Origin of the sequence: Stappia sp. TSB10GB4 (assembly GCF_900185745.1) — a bacterium.
Lineage (GTDB): Bacteria > Pseudomonadota > Alphaproteobacteria > Rhizobiales > Stappiaceae > Stappia.
In genome coordinates, this window is the sequence record NZ_FYAV01000074.1 from 1 (window position 1) to 24,641 (window position 24,641).

Below are 24,641 nucleotides of genomic sequence, written 5' to 3' on the forward strand. Positions count from 1 at the left end.
CCGCAAACCCGCGGGCCGAGGCGAACACGCGCGGATCCGGCGTCTTGATCGTCAACAAGGCCGCGCCCACCGGTCCCACCGAAGGGATCGCCTTAAGCCGCCGGGCGAGGTCGTCGTCGCGCACGAACGCTTCGAGCTCCGCCTCGACCTTTGCAAGCGCCGGCGCCAGCGCGGCATATTGCTCGCCCTGCAGCGCGAACAGCTTGCGGGCGAGCGGCGGCAGGGCGGGGTCGCTCGCCACCTGCTCCAGCAGCGTCTCGATGCGGCACAGCCCCTTGGGCGCGATCAGCCCGAACTCGGCCGCATAGCCGCGGATCGCGTTGGCAACCTGGGTGCGCGCCCGGATCAGGCTGGCGCGCACGCCCATCAGCATCAGCCGGGCCTGTTGCTCGGGGCTCTTCTCCGGCACGAAGCGCATGCCAGGACGCCCGCCCGCCTCGCACAGTCCGGCCGCGTCGGCCGCGTCGTTCTTGTTGCGCCCGACATAGGGCTTGGCGCGGTGCGGCGCGATCAGCCGGGGCTCGTGGCCCCAGCTTCGCAGCCGGCGCGCCAGGTGGTGGGCGCCGGTGCAGGCCTCGATCACCACCCGCGCCGGCGGCAAGGCCGTGAAGAACGCTTCAAGCTGGCCGCGCCGCAGTTGCCTGCGCAGCACCGTCGTGCCGGCCGCGTCAACCCCGTGAAGCTGGAAGAGATGCTTGGACGTGTCCATGCCGATGCGCGTAATCTCGTTCATTGGGCGGCTCCTTCGATGTGTTGGGACCATCATCTTGGCGCAAAACGACGCCGGATGGGGGCCGTCCACCCCAACGGAACCGCCATGCGCCAGATTGCTCTTTGCCTCGGACTTGGCCTGCTTGCCATCCTTACCCTCGCCCCGGCACATGCCGACTATGTCGTCATCGCCGCCAGCGATGCGCCGGACGCCTATAGTGCCGGCACCGAGATAGCCGACGACCAGCAGATCGACCTTCCCCAGGGTGCCCGCCTGACCCTGATCGAGCGCAGCGGCCGCATCGTGACGATCGACGGCGCCTTTTCCGGTTCGGTTCCAGGATCGGCGCAAGTGGGCCCGTCCGAAACATCCTCCACGAACTGGGACATCCTGAAGCGACTTGTCGGCTCGGCGGAAGCGAGCTCGACGGTGCTTGGAGCCGCACGCGCCGGCGCTGGCGACATCCCGCCGCCCCCTGACGTCTGGGATCTCGGCGCCGACAGTTCCGGTCCCCGATGCGTCCGCACGGGCGAACTCACGCTGTGGCGGAAACAGGCGGACGAAACCCTGCAGGTTTCCGCAAGAAGCGCGGCCGGCCGCCATGAGGGCCTTGCCTGGACGGCAGGGGACCATCGGCTTGCCCTGCCCGCAGACATGGCAGTGGAGGATGGCCGGATGGTCGTGTCGGTCGGCGGCGAGCTTCGGGATTTCGAGCTGTCGGTCATGCCGGACACGCTTGCCGGTGCCCCGGCCGGCCAGCTCCTGTCATGGCTGTCCGAACGGGACTGCCGCCGTCAGGCGCTCGCTTTGATCGCGCGCCTGCACGGGGGCGGTACGGCCGACTGAGCCGCGCCAGTGCGTCAGGCAGCGATGCCTCAGGCCGCGGCCGGCAACCGGCGCGGCCGACCGCTCTTCAACAGGATCAGCACGATCACCGCGATGTTGAGCATGTTCCAGGCAATGCCGTTGAGGAACGCCGCCTGATAGGACGCCGTCAGGTCGTAGATCCATCCCGACATCCAGCCGCCCAGCGCCATGCCGACGATGGTCGCCGTGATGACCGCGCCGACGCGGCGCCCGGCCTCGCGGGCGGGCAGGTACTCGCGCACGACGATGGCGTAGCTGGAGACGATGCCGCCCTGCGACAGGCCGAAGATCAGCGACACCATATAGAGCGAGGCCAGCCCGTCATAGGGGATGTAGAGGAACAGCGCGAGGCATTGCAGCACCGCGCCGATCAGCAATGTCCGCAGGCCGCCGATCTTGTCGGCAAGCACGCCGGAGACCAGCCGGCTGGCAATGCCGCCGGCCAGCATCAGGGACAGCATCTCCGCCCCGCGCGCGACGCCATAGCCAAGATCGACGCAATAGGCGACGATATGCACCTGCGGCATCGACATGGCGACGCAGCAGCCGAGCCCCGCAATGATCAGCAGGAACTGCAGGGCACCCGGCGACAGCGGCGTCGTGCGCACCGGCGGCGGCGGTTCGACATGCCTGGCTCCCGTGGCCATATGCGGCGCCGGGCGTCGCAACAGGAAGGCCATCGGCACCAGCACGGCCAGGCAGACGCACCCCGCAAGAATATAGGCGCCGCGCCAGCCGTATTCGGACATCGCCGCCTGCAGCACCAGCGGCCAGATCGCGCCGGCGAAGTAGTTGCCCGAAGCGGTCGCCGAGACGGCAAGCCCCCGGCGCTTGGCGAACCAGTGGGAAACGTCGGCGAGCAGCGGGCCGAAGGTCGCGGCCGATCCGAAGCCGATCATCGCCCCCTGCAGGAGCGCGAAGATCCAGATCGAGCTGGCTTGCGAGGCCAGCAGGAAACCCGAGCCGAGCAGAACGGAGGCGAGCGCCAGCGGCACCATCACCCCGAAGCGGTCGACGAAGCGGCCGATAAAGAGATTGCCGAGCGCGAAGCCGATCATGGTCGCGGTGTAGGGCAGCGAGGCGTCCGCCCGATCGACGCCGAACTCGCGCTCGACCGCCGGCAGCACCACCACCACCGACCACATGCCGGCTCCGCCGATGGTGGCGAGGAACATGGAAAGCCCGAGCCGCGCCCAGGCATAGCCACTGTCGACACCGCCCGTGTCGCGCGTCGCGATTCCCTGCATGGCGTGCATGTCCTCCCGGCTGCCGGCATGTCTCCCGCATGCAGGCTTTTTCAACCGGTTACTCCCCCGCGCCGGCCGTTTCAACGGCAATCGGCACCGCCCGGCACCTGACGTAGCGGCGCGCAGCCGTTAGCAGGACGGAGCCTGACCCGATGTTGCAGCCGTGTCCGCCGGAAGCGCCGCCTCCGCGGCCTGCGCCTCCGCCGGGCGCAGGACCGGCCGGCCCCACAGCCGCGCCAGCAGCCAGTCGCCGTCGCCCTCGCTGGACCGCCGGTGCGCCATGTCCCGCTCTGGCGGGATCGGCGCAAAGCCGTCCCCGTTCCGCTCGGCAATCGCGAAACGGAACACATAGGCCGGGGTCAGGCCCATTCGCAGGTCCGAGACGACCAGCCGCTCCTCCTGCTCCTCGATCCGCAGATAGCCGCGGCTGAACCAGTCGAGCTTGGTATAGGCGGGGTTGTCCGCAAGGCAGTTCGCCAGGATGCCGCCCCGGTCGTGCGAGTAGATCGTCGGCGGGCCGTCGGCATCGAACAGCGACAGATAGAGGTTGTGATAGCGCGCCTCCTCCATGCCGATCACCTTCCACACCACCGTGTTGAAGGGAGCGGCGATAGCGAAGATCCGATCCGGCACGATGCCCGCTTCGGCGAAGAGGCGGGCGGCACGGGCTTCCATATGCGCCTGCAGGCCAACCGTCAGCGCCAGATAGCCCGTACTGACGGCAAGGGCCACTGTATTTGCCCGCGCCAGACCGGCGGACCATTCGCGCCGGGCCAGCGCCCAGATCACGACGGCAAGCAGCGGCAGCGTGTAGAGCGGATCGATGATGAAAACCGAGCCGACGCCGACGGGATCGGGATAGATCGGCCAGAACAGCCGCGTCCCATAGACCGTCATCGCGTCAATCAACGCATGGGTGGAAAAACAAAGGTAAACCGTCAGCCAGACGAGCAGCCGCCGCTCGCGCAAGGAGCGGAACAGCCGGATCAGCACCTCGCCGAAAACCGGCGCCGCCAGCGCCTGGATGAACAGCGAATGCGTCGCCCCGCGATGCAGGACGAAGCTGTCGACGGGATCGGCAAAGGGCAGCAGGACATCGAGATCCGGTAATGTACCGAGCACACCGCCGACAAGCGCCGCCCGGCGCGGGCCGAGGGTCTTGCCGAGGCAGGCGGTCGAGACGGCGGCACCGAGCACGAACTGGGTCAGAGAATCCATGGGCGGGTCTTGTCCAGGGCAGGCACGACACGGGCGCGGCGGAGCAAGTTCCACCGCGCCCGTGTCGTGGCATCGGGGCAGAGTTGCGTTGCGCCCTCACATAGGGCCCGCGCGCGCCGCCCGCCAGTGCGAAGGAGCGCCTTGTGCGAGCCGCCTCTCCCTACAGCGACGTCCACCGGCCGTTGGCGCGCGAGGAGCGCACGCAGGCATCGATGAAGGCCATGCCGGCAAGCCCGTCCGAAATGCCAGGATAGAGCACCTCCGGCCCCGCCGGCTTGCCGGCCCGTGCCGCGCGGATCGCATGCGCGGCCTCCTGGTAGATCGTCGCGAACCCTTCCAGATAGCCTTCCGGATGGCCGGCCGGCACGCGGGTGACGCGCCCGGCTGCCGCCCCGGCACCGGCTCCGCCGCGGGTGATCAGCCGCTCGGGCTCGCCGAACGGCGTGAACCACAGGTGGTTGGGCTGCTCCTGCTCCCATTCCAGCCCTCCCTTCTCGCCATAGATGCGAAGGCGCAGGCCGTTCTCGTTGCCCGGCGCCACTTGGCTGGCCCACAACATGCCGCGTGCGCCGCCGCGGAAGCGCAGCATCACCTGGACATTGTCGTCGAGGCGCCGCCCCTCCACGAAGGTGGTGAGTTCGGCAGAGAGTTCCGCAAGCTCGAGACCGGAAACGAAGCAGGCGAGATTGTAGGCATGAGTGCCGATGTCGCCGACGCAGCCGCCGGCCCCCGAGCGATGCGGATCGGTGCGCCAGTCCGCCTGCTTCTGGCCGCTGGCCTCCAGCCGCTCCGTCAGCCAGTCCTGCGGATATTCCGCCTGCACCAACCGGATCGTGCCGAGGTCCCCGGCCGCGATCATCTCGCGCGCCTGCCGGATCATCGGATAGCCGGTGTAGTTGTGGGTGAGCACGAAGAGCGCGCCGGACGTCTGCGCAAGTGCGGCGAGCTTCTTCGCATCGGCCATCGTCGAGGTCAGCGGCTTGTCGCAGATCACGTGGATGCCGCGCTTCAGGAACTCGCGCGCTGCCGGGTAGTGCATGTGGTTCGGCGTGACGATGGCCACCGCCTCGATGCCGTCCTTCAGCCGCGCCTCGCGCTTGGCCATCTCGGCGAACGACCCATAGCTGCGATCGGGTGCCAGGCCGAGCGCGGCAGCCGACGCCTTCGCCCGTTCCGGGTCGGACGACAAGGCACCCGCCACCAGCTCGAACTGTCCGTCGAGCCGCGCCGCCATGCGGTGAACGCCGCCGATAAAGGCGCCCTCGCCGCCGCCCACCATGCCGAGGCGGATCCGTCCTCCGCCCCGTGTTTCCTGTCCTGCCTCGATCGCCATCGCTGCCTTCCTCCCGTTGCTGGCGCTCTCGCGGCGCCGGTCAGTCGATCCCCAGCATCCGCCGGTTCGCCGCCTCGTCCGCTCCGCCGGCCGCGAAGTCGTCGAACGCCTTTTCCGTCACCCGGATGATGTGGCCGGCGATGAAGGGCGCGCCTTCCGCCGCGCCGTCCTCCGGATGCTTGAGGCAGCATTCCCATTCCAGAACGGCCCATGAATCGTAGTCATAGGCTGCGAGCTTGGAGAAGATGCCGGCGAAATCGACCTGCCCGTCGCCGAGTGAGCGGAAGCGCGCGGCCCGGTTCACCCAGGACTGGTAGCCGGAATAGACGCCCTGCCGGCCGTTCGGATTGAACTCGGCGTCCTTGACGTGGAACGCCTTGATCCGCTCGTGATAGATATCGATGAAGGCGAGATAGTCGAGCTGCTGCAGCACGAAATGCGAGGGGTCGTAGTTGATGCAGCAGCGCGGATGGTTGCCGACCGCCTCCAGGAACATCTCGAAAGTCGCCCCGTCGAAAATGTCCTCGCCCGGATGGATCTCGTAGCACAGATCGACGCCGGCCTCGTCATAGGCATCCAGGATCGGGCGCCAGCGGCGGGCCAGTTCGGCGAAGGCGGTCTCGACCAGCCCCGCCGGGCGCTGCGGCCAGGGATAGACATACGGCCAGGCGAGAGCACCGGGGAAGGACACGCTGGCCGTCAGCCCGAGCCGGCGCGAGGCCTTCGCCGCCTTGCGCATCTGGTCGGTCGCCCATTCCTGCCGCGCCTTCGGATTGCCGCGTACATGCGGCGCGGCGAAGCCGTCGAAGGCCGCGTCATAGGCGGGGTTGACCGCAACGAGCTGACCTTGCAGATGGGTGGAAAGCTCGGTGATTTCGACGCCGGCCTCCCGGCAGATGCCGGCGACCTCGTCGCAATAGTCCTGACTGTCGGCCGCCTTGTCGAGATCGAACAGCCTCCCGTCCCAGGTGGGGATCTGCACCCCCTTGTAGCCGAGCGAGGCGGCCCAGCCGGCAATCTCGCTCAAGGAGTTGAACGGTGCCGTGTCACCGGCGAACTGCGCCAGGAAAATCCCCGGACCTTTCATCGTCTTCATTGCCTGTCTCCTCCCGTTTGGCAGCGTCTATCCGTTACCCGATCCTCATGATGCCCGCCCCTCGCCAGGCCCGCCAGCCTACATGCTCCAGCTTACATGCCCCAGCGCAGGGCGGCGGTGTGCACGGGCGCGTCCCATAGCGCCTTGATCTCGTCGTCCAGCACGGTGACCGTCAGCGAGCAGCCGGCCATGTCCAGCGAGGTCACATAGTTGCCGACCAGCGCACGGGAGATGGAGAGCCCGGCCGCCTCCACCTGGCGCGCCGCCGCCTCGTACATGACATAGAGCTCCATCGCCGGTGTCGCGCCGAAACCGTTGACGAAGAGCAGCACCTCGCCGCTGGCCGCCTCGCCGAGATCCTTGAGAATCGCCCCGATCATCTCGGCGGCAATGTCCTCCGCACTGGCCAGCTTGACGCGGCGGCGGCCCGGCTCGCCATGGATGCCGACGCCCATCTCCATCTCGTCGTCGCCGATCTCGAACATCGGCTTGCCGGCCGCCGGCACCGTGCAGCTCGTCAAGGCCACGCCCATCGAGCGGGTGCGGGCGTTGACCTTATCGCCCAGCGCTTTCAGGGCTGCGAGATCACGCCCCTCTTCGGCTGCCGCGCCGACGATCTTCTCCACCACCAGCGTGCCGGCGACGCCGCGCCGCCCCGTGGTGTAGAGCGAGTCCTCGACGGCGACGTCGTCGTTGGTCAGAACGGTGGCGACCTCGCCGGAGGCCATCTCGGCCGCCATCTCGAAGTTCATCACATCGCCCTCATAGTTCTTGACGATGAAGAGCGTGCCCGCGCCGGTATCGACCGCCTCGACCGCCGCCAGCATCTGGTCCGGCGTCGGCGAGGTGAACACCTGCCCCGGGCAGGCGGCATCGAGCATGCCGTGGCCGACCAGCCCGCCATGCAGCGGCTCGTGACCGGACCCGCCGCCGGAGACCAGCGCCACCTTGCCGGGCTTCAGCTCCTTGCGGCGGACGAATTTCAGGTCCTCGCCGGCAACGAGAATGTCGCCATGCGCCCGGCAGAACCCGTTGAGGCTGTCGGCGAGCACGGTGTCGACGGAATTGATCAGCTTCTTCATTGCTTCCTCCCGAAAGGACTATGGGGCCGCGGTCTCGTCACCGTCCTCCTCCAGGAGGGCGGCGAGGTCACGGATGACGTTGTCGAGCAGGACATCGAGCCGCCGGTTGCGTTCCGGGTCGCCGAGATCCGGCAGAAGCAGCGTGCGCGCCCGCAGCTTCGGGCCTCGGTCGACCAGCGACTGGCGCCGGGGATGCGCGGCCGCATAAGCCTCCAGGAAAGCCTCGCGTTCCCGCGGCGAGAAATGGCAGATCTCCAGGATCGGCTCGATATGAGCCGCCGGGATCGGCGTCGAATAGGCGGGGTTGGTGATCTGCGAGACGAAGCTCCGGTTCTTGCCCAGCGCCGCGGCGATCCGCTGGCGGGTGCCCGACGGGCGCTTGTCCAGCACCTTCTGCAGCACCGCCTTGTAGACGGCGACGAGCGGTGCGCTGTCGGGCGCCGATGTCTCGGGCGGTCTAGCCATCGTCACCCAGCCGCATCCCGGCGATCGCCGCCTTCACCCTGGCAAGCGCGGCCGGCGCGACGGACACCCGCCGCAGCCCACAAGCAAGCAGCTTCGGCAGAACGGCAAGGTCGCTGCCGGCATCGCCGCACAGGCTGACCGGCAGGCGGGCTGCCACTCCCCCGCGCAAGGTGGAGGCGACGAGCGCCAGCACTGCCGGATCGTCGGCCCGCCCGAGTTCGGCAACGTCCGGCGAATCCCTGCCGGCCGCCAGCACGTATTGCGTCAGGTCGTTGGAGCCGATGGAAAAGAACGCCGCCTCGCCGAACCGCTCGGGCGTCACGGCAACCGCCGGCACCTCGACCATGATGCCGAGCGGCGGGCGCACGGCCTCCCGTCCCTCGGCGCGAAGCTCGGCGATGCAGTCGTCCAGCAGCCGCGCCGCCTCCGTGATCTCTCCCGGCACGCTGACCATCGGCAGCATCACCTGGAGATTGCCGTGGCAGCCGGCGCGCGCCAATGCCCGCAACTGGACGCGGAACACATCCGGCCGGCGCAGCGACAGGCGGATCCCCCGGCAGCCGAGAAAGGGGTTGCTCTCCTCGACGGTGAGGCCCGGAACCGGCTTGTCGCCGCCCGCATCCAGCGTGCGGATCGTCACGCTGCGCCCATCCGCCCACGCCAGCACCTTGCGATAGGCGCGATACTGGCTTTCCTCGTCCGGCAGGCCGCCGGGACCATGGAAGAGGAACTCCGTGCGCATCAGGCCGATGCCGTCGCAATGGGAGGGATCGAGCGCGTCGACCTCCTCCGGGACGGCGACATTGATCATCACCGAGATCGACACGCCGCAGGCCGTCGCCGCCGGACGGCCGAGATAGGTTTTCGCCGCCTCCGCCTCGCGGGCAAGGACCTCCGCCCGTTCGTTGTGCTGCCGCCGCGCTGCCTCGTCCGGATTGAAGCGGACACGGCCGCTGTCCCCGTCGACCAGCGCCTCGGTGAGGCGGCTCATGTCGAAAGCCCCAAGCCCGGTCACCATCGGCACGCCGCGCGCGCGCGCCAGCATCGCCACATGGCTGGAGGGACTGCCTTCCGCCAGGGCGATGCCGCCACCGGCGGACCAGTCCGTCTCCAGGAACCGCGTCGGCGTGAGATCGGTACCCACAAGAACCGCGCCCGCCATAGAACCGGCCGCGCCCTCTTCGCCCGACAGTGCCCTGAGCAGCCGCTCCCGGATATCGGCGAGGTCGGCGGAGCGAGCGCGGAAATACTCGTCCTGCGAGGCGCGATACTCAGCGATAGCGGCATCGAGCGCGGCCGCGACGGCGGCATCGGCCGAGCTCCCGCCGGCAATCGCTTCGCGGGCGGGCGCGGTCAGTTCCTCGTCCTCCAGCATCGCCAGTTGGAACTCGAGCATCTCGGCCGCTTCCGCGTCGACCGTCTCCATCAGGCCGGCAATCTGCGCCGAGGCCGTTTCCAGCGCCTGTGACAGGCGCGCGGCTTCCGCGTCCGGATCGCCTGCGGGACGCGTCCCCGCCACGACCCTGTCGACCACCACGACCGGGCCCGCCGCAAGGCCGGGAGAGGCCGCCCTGCCGGCAAGCTCCTGTCCTGTTGCTGGCGTCCCTGTCATCTCCCTCACTCCGCCTCGCCCGCGGCTCCGGTCTCGAAGTCGTTGCGCACCAGCGCCACCAGCGCGTCAAGCGCAGCGCGGGCGTCGTCGCCGGCCGCCCGGAACTGCAGGACCGTACCCTTGGGGGCCCGTGCGGCCATCACCTTGACGATGCTCTTGGCATCGATCCAGGGGCCGTCCGGGCCGGGGCTCAGTTCGATGCGCGACTGGAAGGTCTTGGCGAGCTTGGTCAGCTTCACCGACGGCCGGGCATGCAGCCCGACTTCATGTTCCAGCAGGACCTCGGCGGTCAGCGCCACGTCACTCATGTCATCGTCCTCAAAGCGCCGACAGCTCTTCCGCGGTCCGGCGAACATCCTGCAGCGACGCGCCGCCCGAGGCCTCGGTCGCGGCGATCACCGCGCCCTCGACGATCGGCGCGTTGCACACCACCACCTTGCCGCCGCGCCCTTCCGGGAGCATCTCGACAGCCATTTCCGAATTTGTCTCGGCCCCGCCGAGGTCGACCAGAAGCGCGACACCGGCTTCCGACCAGGCCTTGTCGATGGCAGCAAGGATCGCCTCGACGCTGGTCCCCAGGCCCCCGTCGGGATCGCCGCCGCACCAGGCGAGCGGCACCTCGTCGCCGACCATCTGGCGCACCATGTCGGCGGTCCCTTCCGCCACAAGCGGCGAATGCGACACGATGACGATGCCGACATTGCTCATTTCACGTCTCCAAACTTCCCGGCGATTGTCTCGATGAGGATCTGGCTCGACCGCGCGCCCGGGTCGATGTGACCGATCGACCGCTCCCCCAGGAACGACGCACGCCCCTTGGTGGCCAGCATGTCCTTGGTCGCCGCGCAGGCTTCGCGCGCCACCTCGGCGACCTCGGCCGGAGGGCGGCCCGCAGCGAGAGCTTCCGATGCCGGCACCAGCACGTCGAGCATGGTCTTCTGTCCGGGGGTCGCCTTGCCGCGCGCCATCACCGCCTCGATGGCGGCTTTCAGCGCGGCCGCAACGCCCTCGCGTGTCGGCGGCGTGTCCAGCGACTTGCCGAGCGTCATGAACAGTGTCCCGTAGAGCGGACCGGAAGCCCCGCCGACCTTCATGACAAGCTGCATGCCCGCCGCCTTCAGCGCCTCGTCCCAGGGCTTTGCGGCAAGCGTGTCGAGCTCGTCGAGCACGGCCTGCATGCCGCGCTTCATGTTGTGGCCGTGGTCGCCGTCACCAATGGCGGCATCCAGCTCGGTCAGCTCGTCGGCATGGGCAATGACGGCCTGCGCCGTCGCCTCGAAGATGTCCCTCAGGCGGGGATCGGTGTCGCTCATCTATCTGATCCGGTTTCCGTCTTCATCGAAGTAGAGCGGCGAGACCGCCTCGACACGGATCGCCTCCTCGCCGGCAAGCCGGCTTGCGGGATCCGCCAGTGTGGTCAGCCGGAAGTCGCCGATCCTGATGTGGAGATGGTTCTGGTCGCCCAGATGCTCGACCCAGTCGAGCCGTGCGTTGGCGCTTGTCGCATCTGCGGCCGCGATCCGCAAATGCTCCGTGCGCGCGCCGAGGGTGAAGGCGGCATCCGGCGCATTCTCCGCCGGGATCACACCGACAGGCAGCACGTTGATCGCCGGTTGGCCCAGGCGGGCCGCGACATAGACATTGTCCGGATCCTCGTAGATCTGGCGCGGCGTGCCGATCTGCACCAGCCGCCCTTCCGACAGGATGCCGATCCGGTCCGCCATGGTCATCGCCTCGATCTGGTCATGGGTGACGTAGAGGATCGTCGCAGCCAGCTCGCGCTGGATGCGCTTCAGCTCCAGCCGCAGGTCCGCCCGCAGCTTGGCGTCGAGCGAGGACAGCGGCTCGTCCATCAGGAAGATCGACGGCTGGCGCACCAAGGCCCGGCCGATCGCCACGCGCTGCATCTCGCCACCCGAAAGCTGCGTCGAACGGTTGCCGAGCTTGTGGCCGATCCGCAGCATGTTCGCCACCGCCTCCACCGTGCGGCGGATCTCGTCCTCCGGCACGCGCCGGGCCGGCGAGCGCAGCGGGAAGGCGAGATTGTCGAAGACGCTGAGATGCGGATAGAGCGAATATTGCTGGAAGACGAAAGCAACGTCCCGCCCGGCCGGCGGCATACGGGTCATATCGGTGCCGTCGATATGGAGAGAGCCGCCATCCGGCGCCTCCAGCCCGGCGATCAGCCGCAGCGTCGTCGTCTTGCCGGCGCCCGTCGGCCCGAGCAGCACGACGAATTCGCCGGAGGCGATGGTCAGCGAGAGGTCATCGACGGCCAGCGTCCGGCCGAACTGCTTGGAGATCCCCGAAAGGGCAACGGTCGCCATGTCAGCCTCCCGTCCCGGTGCGGCGGGCGGCGCCCGCATCGTCGCGCGCACTCGCCAGAGCCCGGCCGCTCGCCCGGTCGAACAGCGACAGCCGCGCGGTGTCGAAAGTCAGCCCCACCGTTTCCCCGTCACGGACGACAAGGTCGGCGGCGATCCGCGCCTTCAGTTGCGCGGCACCCAGCATCACCGTGACGATCTGCGTCGTGCCGAGATACTCGCTGCCGACCACCTCGCCCCTCAGCAGCGAACCATCGTCGAAGCGGATGTGTTCCGGTCGCATGCCGAGGACGAGCGCCCCGTCGGCCACCTGTTCCCTCAGCTCCGGGATCGCCACCTCCGTCCCGCACAGCCGAACCTTGGCAGCGCCTGCGTCCTGTCCGCCTTCAACGTCCAGGAAATTCATCGGCGGCGAGCCGATGAAATCGGCGACGAACATCGTGGCGGGGCGATCGTAGATCTCCTGGGGGTGGCCGAACTGCTCGATGACGCCGTGGTTCATCACCGCGATCTTGTCGGCCATAGCCATCGCCTCCACCTGGTCGTGGGTGACATAGACCGTGGTGGCCCTGATCGAGTTGTGAAGCTCGCGCAGCTCCCGCACCATCAGGTCGCGGAACTCGCTGTCCAGCGTGCCGAGCGGCTCGTCCATCATGAAGGCCTTGGGCCGGCGCACGATGGCACGCCCGAGCGCCACCCGCTGGCGATCGCCGCCGGCGAGCCCCGAGACCGGCCGGTCGAGAATATGGTCGATGCGCAGCAGCCGCGCCGTCTCCTCCACCCGCGTCCGGATCTCCTGTCGCGGCATGCCCTGGCAGACCAGCGGAAACGCCATGTTCCGGCGCACGTTCATATGCGGATAGAGCGCGAAGAGCTGGAACACGAAGGCAATGTCGCGATGGGAAGCGCGGTTGAAGGTGACGTCCTCGCCGCCGAGAAAGATCCGTCCCGAGGTGGGCAGTTCCAGCCCGGCGATCATCCGCAGCGTCGTCGTCTTGCCACAGCCCGAGGGGCCAAGCATGACGAAGAACTCTCCGTCCTCCACGGTGAAGTCGGAGTTCTTCACCGCGGTGAAGGCGCCGAAGTTTTTCCTGAGGGCCTCGACCCTGATTTCCGCCATGGCTGACTATTCCGGAAAATGGCTGACGATGATGAACATCACGGTGCCGGTCAGGATCGTGACGAAGGAATAGGTGAAGAGCGCCAGCGCGAAGGGCTGCATCAGCATCACCACCCCGAGGCCGATCAGCACCGTCGCGAGTAACTCCCACGGCCCCCGGCGGAAGATCCGCGGACCCGACGGGCCGGCCGCCGCGGCTTCCTCCCTCTCGCGGCCCGGCGGGTGGGCGCGCTGGTGGGCGATGCGGGCCCGTGCCGCCTCCAGGCCGTCTCCGGCCGTCGTCTTCGTTGGCTGAGATCCGGTCATTTGCGCACCGCTCCGAAGGTGATGCCCCTGAGCAGATGCTTGCGCAGGAGGATGGTGAAGACGAGCACCGGCAGCAGGAACAGGGTGACGCCCGCGCCAATGGCCGGCCAGTCGAGCCCGCCCTCGCCGATGATCGTCGGGATGAAGGGCGGCGCCGTCTGCGCGGTGCCGGAGGTCAGCAGCAGCGCGAAGGCATATTCGTTCCAGGCGAAGATCAGGCAGAAGATCGCCGTGGCGGCGATGCCGGTCGCCATCTGCGGCAGCACCACCTTCACGAAGGCCTGCAGGCGCGTATAACCGTCGATCAGCGCCGCCTCCTCGTATTCGCGCGGGATCTCGTCGACGAAGCCTTTCAGCAGCCAGACGGAGAGCGACACGTTGACGGCGGTGTAGAGGATGATCATGCCGAGATGGGTGTCGGACAGGCCCAGCGTCCGGTACATCAGGAAGATCGGGATCGCGACCGCGATCGGCGGCATCATGCGCGTCGACAGGATGAAGAAAAGCAGATCATCGGCCAGCGGCACGCGGAACCGCGAGAAGGCATAGGCGGCAAGCGTCCCGAGGAAGACCGACAGGAAGGTCGAGCCGAAGCCGATGATCACCGAGTTGAGGAACCGTTCGCCGAACTTGGAGGGGCCGGCGATCACCATCTGCCGCGAGCGTACCAGTTCCTCGTACCAGGTCTGCGGCGGCGGCAGGCTCGCCATATAGTCCGGCGTCTGGCGGGTCCGCGTCGTGAACAGGTTCACATAGCCCTCCAGCGAGGGCTCGAAGACGACCTTCGGCGGATAGGAGATCGAATCCGGCGGCGTCTTGAAGCCGGTCAGGAAGATCCAGGCCAGCGGCACCATCGTCACCAGCGCGTAGACGATCACCAGCGTTCCGGCGACGGTGCGCGTCAGGCGGCTCGGCTCGACGACCGAATGGGCGGTTGAGATGCTCATCTGCTCTTCACCGTGTTGAGAGCCTTGACGTAGATGTTGGCCGCGCCGAACACCGTGACGAAGAGAATGATCGCGAAGGCCGAGGACAGTCCCGTCCGCCACTTCTCGAAGGCCTCGCGCTTGAGATTGATCGAGGCAAGTTCCGTGACCGAGCCGGGACCGCCCGAGGTCAGTTCGACGACAAGGTCGAACATCTTGAAGTTCTCGATCGACCGGAACAGCACCGCGAGCATCAGGAACGGCATCACCATCGGCAGGGTGATCGACCAGAAGGTCCGGAACGGCCCGGCCCGGTCCACCTCGGCCGCCTCGTAGATGTAGTCGGGGATCGAGCGCAGGCCGGCGAGGCAGATCAGCATCGTGTAGGGCGTCCACATCCAGGTATCGACGATGACGATGGCCCAGGGCGCCAGGTTGACGCTGCCGATCATCTGGAAGGACGAGGGATCGGCGCCGGTGAAGAAGCTGATCACGTAGTTGAACAGGCCGATCTGCGGCTGATACAGGAACGTCCAGAAATTGCCGACGACGGCCGGCGACAGCATCATCGGCAGCAGGATGACCGTCGTCCACACGCCATGGCCGCGGAAGTTCTTGTTGATGAGCCAGGCCAGCGCGAAGCCGATCAGCACCTGGAAGAACATCGTCCAGAACAGGAAATGCGCGGTGACCAGCATGTTGTGCCAGATATCCGGATCGGTCAGCACCCGCTCGTAGTTGCGCAGGCCCACCCACTCCACGGCGCGATTGATGCGGTTGGCGCGGAAGTCGGTGAAGGACAGGTAGACCGTCCAGATCAGCGGAAAGACGTTGATCGCCAGCAACAGCACGATGGTTGGTGCGATGAAGAGCCAGGCGATCGCCTTGTCCGACAGGCCGCGCACCCTGCGGGCGATGCCGTGCGGCGTGCTGCGGGCGAGCCGGTCGGCGGCACGCTGACTGATCTGCATTTGAGACATGATCGGGTTCCGCATGGTCGGCGCAGAGCGCCTGGGCTTGCAGGGGCGTTCCGGCATGGGGACGTGAACGGCGCGAGCGCCGGGCCAGGAGCCGGGGCCGGCCGCGGTCGGGCGGGGCCGTTCATCTGCCGGCCTTGCCGCCGCCAGGGCGGCGGCAAGGGGATGGGCAGGCCTAGAGCTTGCCTTCGTCCTCGAAGGTCTCGGTCCAGTCGGCGATCAGCTTGTCGAGCGCCTCCTGGGCCGTTCCCTGGTCGGCGACGATGTAGTCATGCAGGCGCTTCTGCATGGCCAGCAGCAGTTCGGCATAGGCCGGCTCCTGCCAGAAATCCTGCACGGCGCCCATCGCCTTCAGGAAGTCGGCCGCGAAGGGCTGGCTGTCCTTGAAGCCGGGATCGTTGAGCACCGAGTTGTGGGCCGAGTAGCCGCCGAGCGACCACCACTTGGCCTGCACCGCGGGCTGGGCGAACCACTTGATATACTTGAGCGCCTCGTCCTTCTTCTCCGAATAGGAGATCACCGAGATGCCCTGGCCGCCCAGCGTCGAGGCCTCGACATTCTGCTTCGGATTGACGAAGAAACCGATCTTGTCGCCGCCGACCTGCTCGTCCTTGTAGAGGCCGGGGAAGAAGGCGAACCAGTTCATCGCCATCGCCACCTGGCCGGACTTGAAGCTGTCGAGGCTCTCCTGCATGTAGCTGTCGGTGTAGCCGGGCGCCGTGCAGCACTTGTAGAGTTCCTTGTAGAACTCCAGCGCCTCAACCGCTTCGGGCGAATTCACCGCGCCTTCCATGTCATACTTGCCGGGGGTGTTCTCATACTTGAACCCCCAGGCGTAGAGCGCTCCGGTGGCCCCCATGGTGATGCCTTCGGAGCCGCGTTCGGTGAAGATGTTGACGCCGTAGCGCGTCTTGCCGTCGATCTCGCGACCCTGGAAGAACCTGGCGATCTCCATCAGCTCGCGCTGCGTCTCCGGCGGAGCGAGATCCCGCCCGTACTCCGCCTTGAACGCCTCCTGGATCTCCGGCTTGGAGAACCAGTCCTTGCGGTAGAACCACGCATTGGCGTCGCCCATCGCCGGCAGCGCCCAGTAGTTCGGTGTGCCCTTCGGCCAGGTCGAATAGGCATAGACAGTCGCCGGGGCGAAATCGTCCATGCTGATGCCTTCGGCGTCGAAGAAGTCGTTCAGCTTGACGTAGTGGCCGTTTTCCGCGCCGCCGCCGATCCACTGGCTGTCGCCGATCAGAAGATCGCACAGCTTGCCGCCCGAATTCAGCTCGTTGAGCATCCGGTCGGCGAAATTCGGCCAGGGCACGAATTCGAACTTCATGCCGATGCCGGTCTCGGCCGTGAAGTCCTTCGACAACTCGACCAGCGCATTGGCCGGGTCCCAGGCGGCCCAGCACAGGGTGATGTCTTGCGCCTGTGCCGATGTCGTGGCGAACCCGCCAAGCATCGTCCCGCACAGGACGGCAGCCCATGTCTTCCGATATCCGTTCACGTGATCCTCCCAAACTTCGCGCGGCGTTCTTGTCGGAACCGCCCCTCCAGACGGCCGCCGGCCGCGCCCCGCCTTGCGCGAGGACGCCATCCGTTGCCCGGATGTTTACCGCGATGTTTAGTAAGATCAGCATAGCTAAACAAATCAAGCGATTTCGTTGCTGCGCAGCCGCATCTCAACCTTGCAACGCAGCATGCTTCACCCGTCAAAAGGGCGTCAAAGATCCCTTTGTTTCGCAAGGATCGAACTTATCGAAACGATCTGTCTTCGTTTCGCGAAATAATGAGAGCTATGACAATAAACATTTTAATCGCATCCGGGGCCGCAGCCCGAAAAAAAGCCGGGCCTTTCCAGGGCCCGGCTTCGGCGATCTCGCGAGATTTCTGGCGGTGCAGCAAACCAGCCGCGATCAGTCCCGTCCGTTCAGGGAGGCAAAGGTCTTTCCGTCTTCCGCAAGGCGAACCAGCAGCGGCGCCGGCTCCCAGAAGAACGCGTCTTCCTCGCTGAGGCGACGCAACTCGGCGAGCACGGTGTCGAGGCCGAGCCTGTCGGCATAGTGCATCGGCCCGCCGCGCCAGCGCGGGAAGCCGTAGCCGGCCAGCATCGTCACGTCGACATCGAGCGGACGCAGCGCGATACCCTCGTCGACGATCTTCGCCGCCTCGTTGATCATCGCCGCCATGTAGCGCGAGACGATCTCCGCGTCGCTGAAGCTGCGCGGCACGATGCCCTTGGCCTCGCGCTCGGCCGCGATGATCGCCTCGACCTCCGGGTCGGGGCTGCCGCGCCGGGCGCCCGGTTCATACAGATAGTATCCCCGGCCGCTCTTCTGGCCGAACCAGCCGCGTTCGCAGATGCGGTCGGCGATCCCCACCGTCCGCTCGCGCGGATCGCGCGTCGCCGCCCGCCGCTTGCGCCCGGCCCAGGCGATGTCGAGGCCGGCAAGATCGCTGACGGCGAAGGGGCCCATCGGGAAGCCGAAGGCGACCAGCGCCGCGTCGATCTGGTAGGGGCTCGCCCCGTCCTCCACCATGTAGTCGGCGGCCTTGCGATAGGTGTTGAGCAGCCGGTTGCCGATGAAGCCGTCGCAGACGCCGGCGCGCACCGCCACCTTGCGCAGCGTCTTGGCCAGCGCGAAGCCAGTGGCGACAACATCCGCCGCCGTCTTGTCCGCCACCACCACCTCGAGCAGGCGCATGACATGGGCGGGCGAGAAAAAGTGGAAGCCGATCACGTCCTGCGGCCGCGCGGTCGCCGCCGCGATCTCGTTGACATCGAGATAGGAGGTGTTGGTGGCGAGGATCGCGCCCGCCTTGGCGATCCCGTCGAGCCGCGCGAACACGTCCTTCTTGACGTCCATGTCCTCGAACACCGCTTCGATCACCAGATCGGTCTCGGCGAGCGCGGCATAATCCGTCGCGGTGGAGAAGTCGCGCAACAGGATCTGGTCGCGCCGCGCCTCGCTCAGCTTGCCGCGCCGCACGCCGTCGTCGAGCAGCTTTGCGACGAAGCCGCGGGCGCGCTCCGCGCTCGCCTCGTCGCGTTCCACCAGCGTCACCGGGAGGCCGGCATTCAGCGCCGCGACCGCAATGCCGGAGCCCATCGTGCCGCCGCCGATGACACCGATCGAGGCGACCTCGCGCGGACTTGCCGTCTCCGCTTCCGGGATCTTGGCGACCGCCCGTTCGGCGAAGAAGGCATGGATCAAGCCGGCCCGCTGGTCGGAGGCCATCAGCTCCTTGAAGAGCGCGCGCTCGCGCGCCATTCCCTCAGTGAACGGCAGGTCGTAGGCCGCCTCGATGGCGTCGATCGCCACCATCGGCGAGATCTGCCCGCGCGCCGACGTCATCGTCTTCGCCCGCCAGTCGGCGAACAGCGCCTCGTCCTTCGCGCCCGGATCGATCTCGCCCGAGCGCCGGCCGGTGACCGCGCCTTCGACAAGGCGGCGGGCAAAGGCAAGGCCGGCCGCCAACGGGTCGTCGCCGTCGACGACGGCATCGATGATGCCGAGCTTTACCGCCTCGACCGCTGCCACATGGCGACCGCTGGTGATGAGGTCGAGTGCGGCGGCCGCGCCCGCAAGGCGCGGCAGGCGCTGCGTCCCGCCCGCGCCGGGCAGGATGCCGAGCGTGACTTCCGGCAGGCCGACCTTGGCCGAGGAAACCGCCACACGGGCATGGCAACCGAGCGCGACTTCGAGCCCGCCGCCGAGCGCGGTGCCGTGCAACGCCGCCACCACCGGCTTCCCGCAGGCCTCGATGGCCGCGATCACGTCCGGCAGGAAAGGCTCGGCCATCGGCTTGCCGAATTCGCGGATGTCCGCGCCGGCGATGAAGGTGCGCCCCGTGCCGTAGATCACGCCTGCGCGCGCCTGATCGTCACCCGCCAGCCGCGCGACGGCCGCCGCAAGGCCCGCGCGCACTGCCTGCGACAGGGCATTGACCGGCGGATTGTCGACCGCGATCACGGCAATGCCGTCCTGAACGGAATAGCGTACGGGATCGGTCACGGGGCAACTCCTTGGCATGTGGCGAGGGTCCGGAGCCCCTTCCCGAGGCCGGATTTGGGCCGCAGTTTAGGGAGCGGCCCAACTGTTTCAATCCTAAAATATCTCCGCGCGGATGGATCGATGCGCGCCTTACCGGGTGAACGAGATCGCCATGTCGGCGAGCGGCAGTCCGGCGACACGCGTCTCCCAGCTCTCGCCGGGCGCGACCGGAAAGGCGCGCGTCAGCGTCCCCGTCGTTACCACGTCGCCGGACGAGACCGTGCTCGCCAGCGCCGTATCGGGCAGCCCGTCGGCCATGGCCTTCAGCGCGCTCAGCGGTCCGCCGAGCACGTTTTCCGCGCGCCCGCTGTCGATGCACTCACCGTCGCGGTAGAGATCCAGCGTGAACGAGGAGAGCCGGTCCAGCCATTCGGCGCGGTTCGCCGCCGTAACGGCCGCGAAGGGGCGGTGGCGCAGCAGCCCGTGCAGGGCGAAGGCGGCGACCGTATCCGCCGCCTGGAACCGCCAGTCCGGATAGACCGACTGGACGATCTCGAAGCCGAGCGCCACCCCGTCGATCCGCTCCAGCAACTGCGCTTCCGACAGCCCGGCCTCGAGCGGCGCGGCGATCCGGAACACGATTTCCGGCTCGATCCGCGGCTCCACCAGATGCCCGATGGATGTCTCGGCCGCCCCTTGCGCCGGCGCCTCGGCCAGCGTCGTGTCGTAGACCGGGCCCCAGATCGGCGCGTGAACGTCGTATTCGTCCCAGATCGTGCGGTTGGTGAAGCCGATCTTCCAGCCGCGCGGGATCTCCCCGCGGGCGATGCGGGCGGCGCGGATCTCGGCCGAAACCCGATAGGCGCGCGCAAGGCCGAAGCTCTTGTCCCCGTCGGTGATCGGCGCGCAGGAGCCCGCTTCAGCGGCGATCCTCAAAAGCGCTTGCGCATGGGTCCTGTCGCCATCCGAAATCTGCAAGGTCGCTCCTCCCGGTTATCCTCGTTTGTCGGGCGACACGATGGCGTCAGGCCGCTCCCGTGGCAAGTGGGCGCAGGGCGCAGGTCCCCGCCTTCCCCCGGACGGCACTGCGCGCTATTTTCCGGCCTGATCCCGCTTCACGCTTTACCCTCACGGAAAGGTTTCCTCATGTTGCGACTGCTTCGGGCATTTCTCATGCTGCTGCCGCTGACCGTCACGGCCCAGGCCGCCGAGCTCGAGATCCGCGATATCGTGGTGGGAACCGGCGAGGAGGCCGTGCCCGGCGCCACGGTGACCGTGCACTATACCGGCTGGCTGATGGACGGCACCAAGTTCGATTCCAGCCTCGACCGGGGAGAGCCCTTCTCCTTCCCGCTCGGGGCGAGCCGCGTTATCCGCGGCTGGGACCAGGGTGTCGAGGGCATGCGCGTCGGCGGCAAGCGCGAGCTCGTCATCCCGCCGGAGCTCGGCTATGGCGCCCGCGGCGCCGGCGGCGTCATCCCGCCCAATGCGACCCTGCGCTTCGAGGTCGAACTGCTCGGCGTCGCCAAGCCCAATTTCGGCACGCTGGACAATTCCCAGCTCAAGGACAGGCTGGCGGCCGGCGCCGTGCTGGTCGATATCCGCCGCCCCGAAGAGTGGAAGGAGACCGGCGTCATCGACGGCGCCCACCTGATCACCTTCTTCGACGACAAGGGCAACGTGAACCCCGGCTTCATGGATGAACTGGCCGCCATCGCCGGCAAGGACGACCGCATTGTCCTCGTCTGCCGGACCGGCAACAGAACGGAGGTCCTTGCCCGCTTTCTGACCGAGCGGGCCGGCTATTCCAAGGTCGACAGCGTCGGCCAGGGCATCGTTGGCTGGATCGGCGACAGCAACATCGTCACCGCGGCCAAGATGCCGGAAAAATGCTGGCTCTGCTGACCTGATACCAGGTCCGCGTCAGAATTGTCCCCGTCGGACGGCCTCCTCAGACGGGTCCGGACCGATCCGCCGCCCGCAGCAGGGCGACGGCCCGCCGCATCCGCTGCACCGACGTCAGGTGCGCCAGCAGCGCGTAGATCGCAAGGCCGACGGCAATTGTCGAGGCCGGCGCGATCCCGGCAAGCGACAGACCGCCGGCGATCAGCAGCATCGCACTCAGGAAGATGATCCGCTCCAGCCGCTCGAAGAAGTCCGGCCAGGCCTCATTGCGGATCGGGATCTCGATGGCCGTGCGCGCCTTGGCATAGCTGGTCAGCACCCCGCCGGAAAAGGCGAGCAAAGCCAGCGCCCAGAGGTCGTTGACCGCGGCAAGCGCCGCGAGAACAGCGAGTTCCTGGTAGCGGTCGACCATCGCATCGAAATAGCCGCCGGACTTGGTGCACATCGACCGGCGCCGCGCCACCGCCCCGTCCAGCGCATCGAAGGCGAAGGCAAAGGCCAGCATCAGGCCGAAGAGCGCCGGATTGCCGTGCCACAGGTAGAGCGCGGAGGTCGCGCAGACCAGCACCAGCCCCGTCGCCGTGACCTGGTTGGGGGTCAGCCCCATGCGCACCAGCGGGGTCGCCATGCTCTCCCAGAGCGGGTCGATATGGCGCTTGAACAAGCCGTCGATCATGGGCGCGGTTCCGTTTTTATCAGGATAATCAGCGATATAGGGAAATCAGCTTCGGCCGGTGCCGGTCGAGCAGCGCGGCCCGCCGGTCGGCCCGCGCCACGCCCTCGCCCTCAGGGTCATAGGTCAGCGCCTCGCCCTGGGTCAGGCTTGCGGCCGCCGCCTCGACGGACGGATACCAGCCGAGACCGGCCGCGGCGATGGCCCCTGCCCCGCGCACGCCGGCAAGCCGTGGCTGGCGGACCACCACCTGCAGCTTCAGGGCATCGGCCAGCATCTGCGCGAAATGCGGATTGACCGCCCCGCCGCCAACCAGCGGCAGCGGCAGGCCGGTTCGCACGCCCTTCTGCCGCGCCACCTTGCTGAGCGCCCAGCGCATGTTGAGGGCGACGCCTTCCAGCACCGCGCGCAGCAGCGCGTTGCGGTCGTGACCGACAGAAAGTCCAGTAAAAACACCGCGTAAGCGGTCGTCATCGACCGGGACCCGCTCGCCGGCGAGCCAGGGCACGAAGAGCGGATCGTTGTCGCGCAAGGAGCCGATGTGGGAATAGAGCGCCGCCAGCGAGGCGTCGTCGTCGCGCGCCTCGCCGCTCTCCCCGCAACCGAACAGCCGCGCGGCCCAGGCGAAGGCGGCGCCAGCGCTTTCCTGCGTCGCGATCAGCAGCGGCCGATAGCCGACGCTGGAGGATATCGTAGCGTAAGAGTGGAAGATATCGATCCGTCGGGAGGGGAAGAACCCGCTCAGCCAGGCGCTGGTGCCGGCATAGGCGTGCAATTCGCCGTCGCCCGTCGCCCCCGAGCCGATGGCGGTCGCCACCACGTCGCCGGCCCCGGCGATCACCGGCAGGCCGGCGGCAAGGCCGAGCTCTGTCCCGGCCTGCGGCAGCAGGCCGCCGACGGTACAAGTGCCGTCGACGATCTCCGGCAGCCGGTCGAGCGGAATGCCGAGCCGCCCGGCGAGATCGGGCGACCAGCCCTCGCGGCCGGGCCGCGTATCCATCATCCAGGTCAGGTTGGCGCTGTCGGCGGTGGTGACGAAATGTCCAGTGGCCCGGTGCAGAAGCCAGTCCTTGACGTCGAGAAACCGCGCCGTCGCATCCCACACGTCCGGCTCGTTCCGCTTCAGCCACAGCATCTTGGCCGGCGGGTCCATGCCGTTATGCGAGGGCGCGCCGTTGGCGATGCGCGTCCAGGCGTACAACTTGTCGAGCCGATAGCCAGCGAGCGAGGGAAATCCCCCGTTCATCGCCCGCGACAGGGAGCCTGCCCGCTTGTCCAGCCAGACGATGGCGGGGCGCAAGGGGCGCCCGGACTGCTCGACCGGGATGACGCCGCACATCTGCGCGCAGAACACGAGGGCCGAGGCGCGGGCGGCAAGATCCGGGATCTCCGCCGCAAGGTCGCCAATGCCGGCGGCGAGCGCCGACCACCAGTCCTCGGGCTGCTGCTCGGCCTGGTCGGGCGCGGGAAGGCTCAAGGGATAGGGCCGGGTCGCCGTCGCCAGCGGGGACAGGCCGCGATCGAGGGCGGCGATCTTCACGCCCGACGTGCCGAAATCGGCGGCAATGATCAGCCCGCGCCCGTCCGCCCCCGGGTGCCCCACATCTGTTGCGCTGTCGCCGATCACCTGACTGCCTCGAACCTCGCGCGCAGGAATTGCTCCTTCGTCGGCAACGGGTTTATAGAGTTCGCAAGCAAATGAGAACCGGGAAACGTGTCGCCCCTCCGCCAGCCGGCGGAGAAGCGGCACGGCACCGGGGACCGCCTGTCTCGAGGGCCGGATGATCGCAGAAATGCCCGCAAGGGAGACGGGGACAGGCTCGCAAGCCGGCGAGGCCGGAACGGTGGATATCGTCTACACCTGGGTGGACGATACGTTCCCCGGCTACCGGGATCTCCTCGCCCGGCATGCCGGGACGTCGCATGACACCAACCCCAACCGGACCCGCGACAATCTCGACCTGCTGCGCTACTCGCTGCGCTCGCTCGACGCGCATGTGCCGTTCGCCCGCAAGGTCTACCTGCTGAGCTGCCGGCCGCAGGTGCCGGCCTGGCTCGACGCCGGCCATCCGGACCTCGTCGTCGTCCACCACGACGAGATCATGGCGCCGGATATCCTCCCCACCTTCAACTCCTTCGCCATCGTCAGCCACCTTGCGAAACTGCCCGGCCTGTCGTCCCGTTTCCTCTATTTCGAGGACGACATGCTGGCCTTCTCCCCGCTCGGCCTCGACCATTTCCTCAACGGGGACGGCAGGATGAAGGCGTTCCTGACCCGCAAACCCTCGCCCGTCCTCTCCGAGCTCGACCCGGCACGCGCCAGCCCCTGGAACCTTGCGATGGCAACCGCCAACGACCTGCTTGTCCACCGGTTCGGCGGCGGCCGGCGCAACTATCTGGCGCATGGGCCGCAACTGATCGACAAGGCGCTGTTCGAGGAGATGTGCGAGGTTTTCGCCGGGGCGATCGACACGACCCGCCGCAGCCGCTTCCGCGCCGGCTCCAACGTGCCGCCGGAATACCTCTATCCCCATTTCGCGGCCGCCACCGGCCATGCCGTCACCGCGGAACCGGCCGACATCCGCCGGACGATGGGCTATGCCTCGCTGGAGAACTGGTTCGTCTGGACCTGGGCACAACTGCGCCGCCTGGAATGGGAAAAACCGCTGGCGGTGACGCTGAACGACAGTTTCGGCAGCACCCCGAACCCGCGCGTCGTCGCCCATATGCGCGCCGTGCTGGAGCGCTGGTTCCCCGTCCCCTCCCGCTTCGAGAAGCCGCGCGGCTGA

Annotated in this window: 24 protein-coding genes; 3 read left to right on the forward strand and 21 right to left on the reverse strand. The window is 67.9% G+C overall.

What is annotated here, in order from left to right; all coding sequences use genetic code 11:
- Positions 1-733, reverse strand: a 733-nt coding sequence (locus tag TSB10GB4_RS21210; protein WP_186394071.1) for an IS110 family transposase, incomplete at its 3' end; no start/stop codon positions are given.
- An 84-nt stretch (positions 734-817) separates the two neighbouring features.
- Between TSB10GB4_RS21210 and TSB10GB4_RS21215 the strand changes: the two genes are divergently transcribed.
- Positions 818-1,558, forward strand: coding sequence for a hypothetical protein (locus TSB10GB4_RS21215; RefSeq protein ID WP_186397358.1), 741 nt, complete (start codon positions 818-820; stop codon positions 1,556-1,558).
- Between the two features lie 29 nt (positions 1,559-1,587).
- Here TSB10GB4_RS21215 and TSB10GB4_RS21220 read toward each other — a convergent pair whose 3' ends face one another.
- The 18 genes from TSB10GB4_RS21220 to TSB10GB4_RS21305 form a co-directional block, all read right to left on the reverse strand.
- A complete protein-coding gene (locus TSB10GB4_RS21220; protein WP_186397359.1) occupies positions 1,588-2,826 on the reverse strand; it encodes an MFS transporter in 1,239 nt (412 codons plus the stop codon).
- Positions 2,827-2,955: 129 nt separating this feature from the next.
- The gene (locus tag TSB10GB4_RS21225) at positions 2,956-4,044 is read right to left on the reverse strand and encodes a metal-dependent hydrolase (protein ID WP_186397360.1); all 1,089 of its coding nucleotides are present in this window, start codon (positions 4,042-4,044) and stop codon (positions 2,956-2,958) included.
- Between the two features lie 160 nt (positions 4,045-4,204).
- Positions 4,205-5,377, reverse strand: a complete 1,173-nt coding sequence (locus TSB10GB4_RS21230; RefSeq protein ID WP_186397361.1) for a Gfo/Idh/MocA family protein — start codon at positions 5,375-5,377, stop codon at positions 4,205-4,207.
- Positions 5,378-5,417: 40 nt separating this feature from the next.
- Positions 5,418-6,473 carry a sugar phosphate isomerase/epimerase gene (locus TSB10GB4_RS21235; RefSeq protein ID WP_186397362.1) on the reverse strand — a complete coding sequence of 352 codons (1,056 nt, stop codon included), beginning with the start codon at positions 6,471-6,473 and terminating at the stop codon, positions 5,418-5,420.
- Between the two features lie 92 nt (positions 6,474-6,565).
- Positions 6,566-7,555 carry a dihydroxyacetone kinase subunit DhaK gene (gene dhaK, locus TSB10GB4_RS21240; protein WP_186397363.1) on the reverse strand — a complete coding sequence of 330 codons (990 nt, stop codon included), beginning with the start codon at positions 7,553-7,555 and terminating at the stop codon, positions 6,566-6,568.
- Positions 7,556-7,573: 18 nt separating this feature from the next.
- The gene (locus tag TSB10GB4_RS21245) at positions 7,574-8,020 is read right to left on the reverse strand and encodes a hypothetical protein (RefSeq protein ID WP_186388348.1); all 447 of its coding nucleotides are present in this window, start codon (positions 8,018-8,020) and stop codon (positions 7,574-7,576) included.
- Positions 8,013-9,632, reverse strand: a complete 1,620-nt coding sequence (locus TSB10GB4_RS21250; RefSeq protein ID WP_186397364.1) for a phosphoenolpyruvate--protein phosphotransferase — start codon at positions 9,630-9,632, stop codon at positions 8,013-8,015. Before TSB10GB4_RS21250 ends, TSB10GB4_RS21245 begins: the two co-directional genes overlap by 8 nt.
- Before the next feature lie 5 nt (positions 9,633-9,637).
- The gene (locus TSB10GB4_RS21255) at positions 9,638-9,940 is read right to left on the reverse strand and encodes an HPr family phosphocarrier protein (RefSeq protein WP_186388350.1); all 303 of its coding nucleotides are present in this window, start codon (positions 9,938-9,940) and stop codon (positions 9,638-9,640) included.
- A gap of 10 nt (positions 9,941-9,950) precedes the next feature.
- Complete coding sequence (dhaM, locus tag TSB10GB4_RS21260) at positions 9,951-10,340, reverse strand: dihydroxyacetone kinase phosphoryl donor subunit DhaM (protein WP_186397365.1); 390 nt, start codon at positions 10,338-10,340, stop codon at positions 9,951-9,953.
- Positions 10,337-10,945: a dihydroxyacetone kinase subunit DhaL gene (gene dhaL, locus TSB10GB4_RS21265; RefSeq protein WP_186397366.1), complete on the reverse strand. Its 609-nt coding sequence runs from the start codon at positions 10,943-10,945 to the stop codon at positions 10,337-10,339. The genes dhaM and dhaL overlap by 4 nt, the downstream gene beginning before the upstream one ends.
- A complete protein-coding gene (locus TSB10GB4_RS21270) occupies positions 10,946-11,959 on the reverse strand; it encodes an ABC transporter ATP-binding protein (RefSeq protein ID WP_186397367.1) in 1,014 nt (337 codons plus the stop codon).
- Position 11,960: 1 nt separating this feature from the next.
- The gene (locus TSB10GB4_RS21275) at positions 11,961-13,076 is read right to left on the reverse strand and encodes an ABC transporter ATP-binding protein (protein ID WP_186397368.1); all 1,116 of its coding nucleotides are present in this window, start codon (positions 13,074-13,076) and stop codon (positions 11,961-11,963) included.
- 6 nt (positions 13,077-13,082) lie between these two features.
- Entirely contained in the window at positions 13,083-13,382 is a 300-nt protein-coding gene (locus TSB10GB4_RS21280; RefSeq protein ID WP_186397400.1) for a hypothetical protein, read from the reverse strand.
- A complete protein-coding gene (locus TSB10GB4_RS21285) occupies positions 13,379-14,329 on the reverse strand; it encodes a carbohydrate ABC transporter permease (protein ID WP_186397369.1) in 951 nt (316 codons plus the stop codon). Before TSB10GB4_RS21285 ends, TSB10GB4_RS21280 begins: the two co-directional genes overlap by 4 nt.
- Positions 14,326-15,288: a carbohydrate ABC transporter permease gene (locus TSB10GB4_RS21290; protein WP_186397370.1), complete on the reverse strand. Its 963-nt coding sequence runs from the start codon at positions 15,286-15,288 to the stop codon at positions 14,326-14,328. The genes TSB10GB4_RS21285 and TSB10GB4_RS21290 overlap by 4 nt, the downstream gene beginning before the upstream one ends.
- 172 nt (positions 15,289-15,460) lie before the next feature.
- Positions 15,461-16,741 (reverse strand): extracellular solute-binding protein, encoded by a 1,281-nt coding sequence (locus TSB10GB4_RS21295; protein WP_186388494.1) that lies wholly within the window; start codon positions 16,739-16,741, stop codon positions 15,461-15,463.
- A 454-nt stretch (positions 16,742-17,195) separates the two neighbouring features.
- Positions 17,196-19,295, reverse strand: a complete 2,100-nt coding sequence (locus TSB10GB4_RS21300) for a 3-hydroxyacyl-CoA dehydrogenase NAD-binding domain-containing protein (protein ID WP_244570994.1) — start codon at positions 19,293-19,295, stop codon at positions 17,196-17,198.
- A 129-nt stretch (positions 19,296-19,424) separates the two neighbouring features.
- Positions 19,425-20,252 (reverse strand): 2-keto-4-pentenoate hydratase, encoded by an 828-nt coding sequence (locus tag TSB10GB4_RS21305; RefSeq protein WP_186397372.1) that lies wholly within the window; start codon positions 20,250-20,252, stop codon positions 19,425-19,427.
- 168 nt (positions 20,253-20,420) lie between these two features.
- Between TSB10GB4_RS21305 and TSB10GB4_RS24075 the strand changes: the two genes are divergently transcribed.
- Positions 20,421-21,179, forward strand: a complete 759-nt coding sequence (locus TSB10GB4_RS24075) for an FKBP-type peptidyl-prolyl cis-trans isomerase (protein WP_186397373.1) — start codon at positions 20,421-20,423, stop codon at positions 21,177-21,179.
- 46 nt (positions 21,180-21,225) lie between these two features.
- Here the strand turns inward: TSB10GB4_RS24075 and TSB10GB4_RS21315 are convergent, their stop codons facing one another.
- Both TSB10GB4_RS21315 and TSB10GB4_RS21320 read right to left on the reverse strand, forming a co-directional pair.
- Entirely contained in the window at positions 21,226-21,855 is a 630-nt protein-coding gene (locus TSB10GB4_RS21315) for a CDP-alcohol phosphatidyltransferase family protein (protein WP_186397374.1), read from the reverse strand.
- Between the two features lie 28 nt (positions 21,856-21,883).
- The gene (locus TSB10GB4_RS21320) at positions 21,884-23,479 is read right to left on the reverse strand and encodes an FGGY-family carbohydrate kinase (RefSeq protein WP_186397375.1); all 1,596 of its coding nucleotides are present in this window, start codon (positions 23,477-23,479) and stop codon (positions 21,884-21,886) included.
- Positions 23,480-23,633: 154 nt separating this feature from the next.
- Between TSB10GB4_RS21320 and TSB10GB4_RS21325 the strand changes: the two genes are divergently transcribed.
- Entirely contained in the window at positions 23,634-24,641 is a 1,008-nt protein-coding gene (locus TSB10GB4_RS21325; RefSeq protein WP_186397376.1) for a stealth conserved region 3 domain-containing protein, read from the forward strand.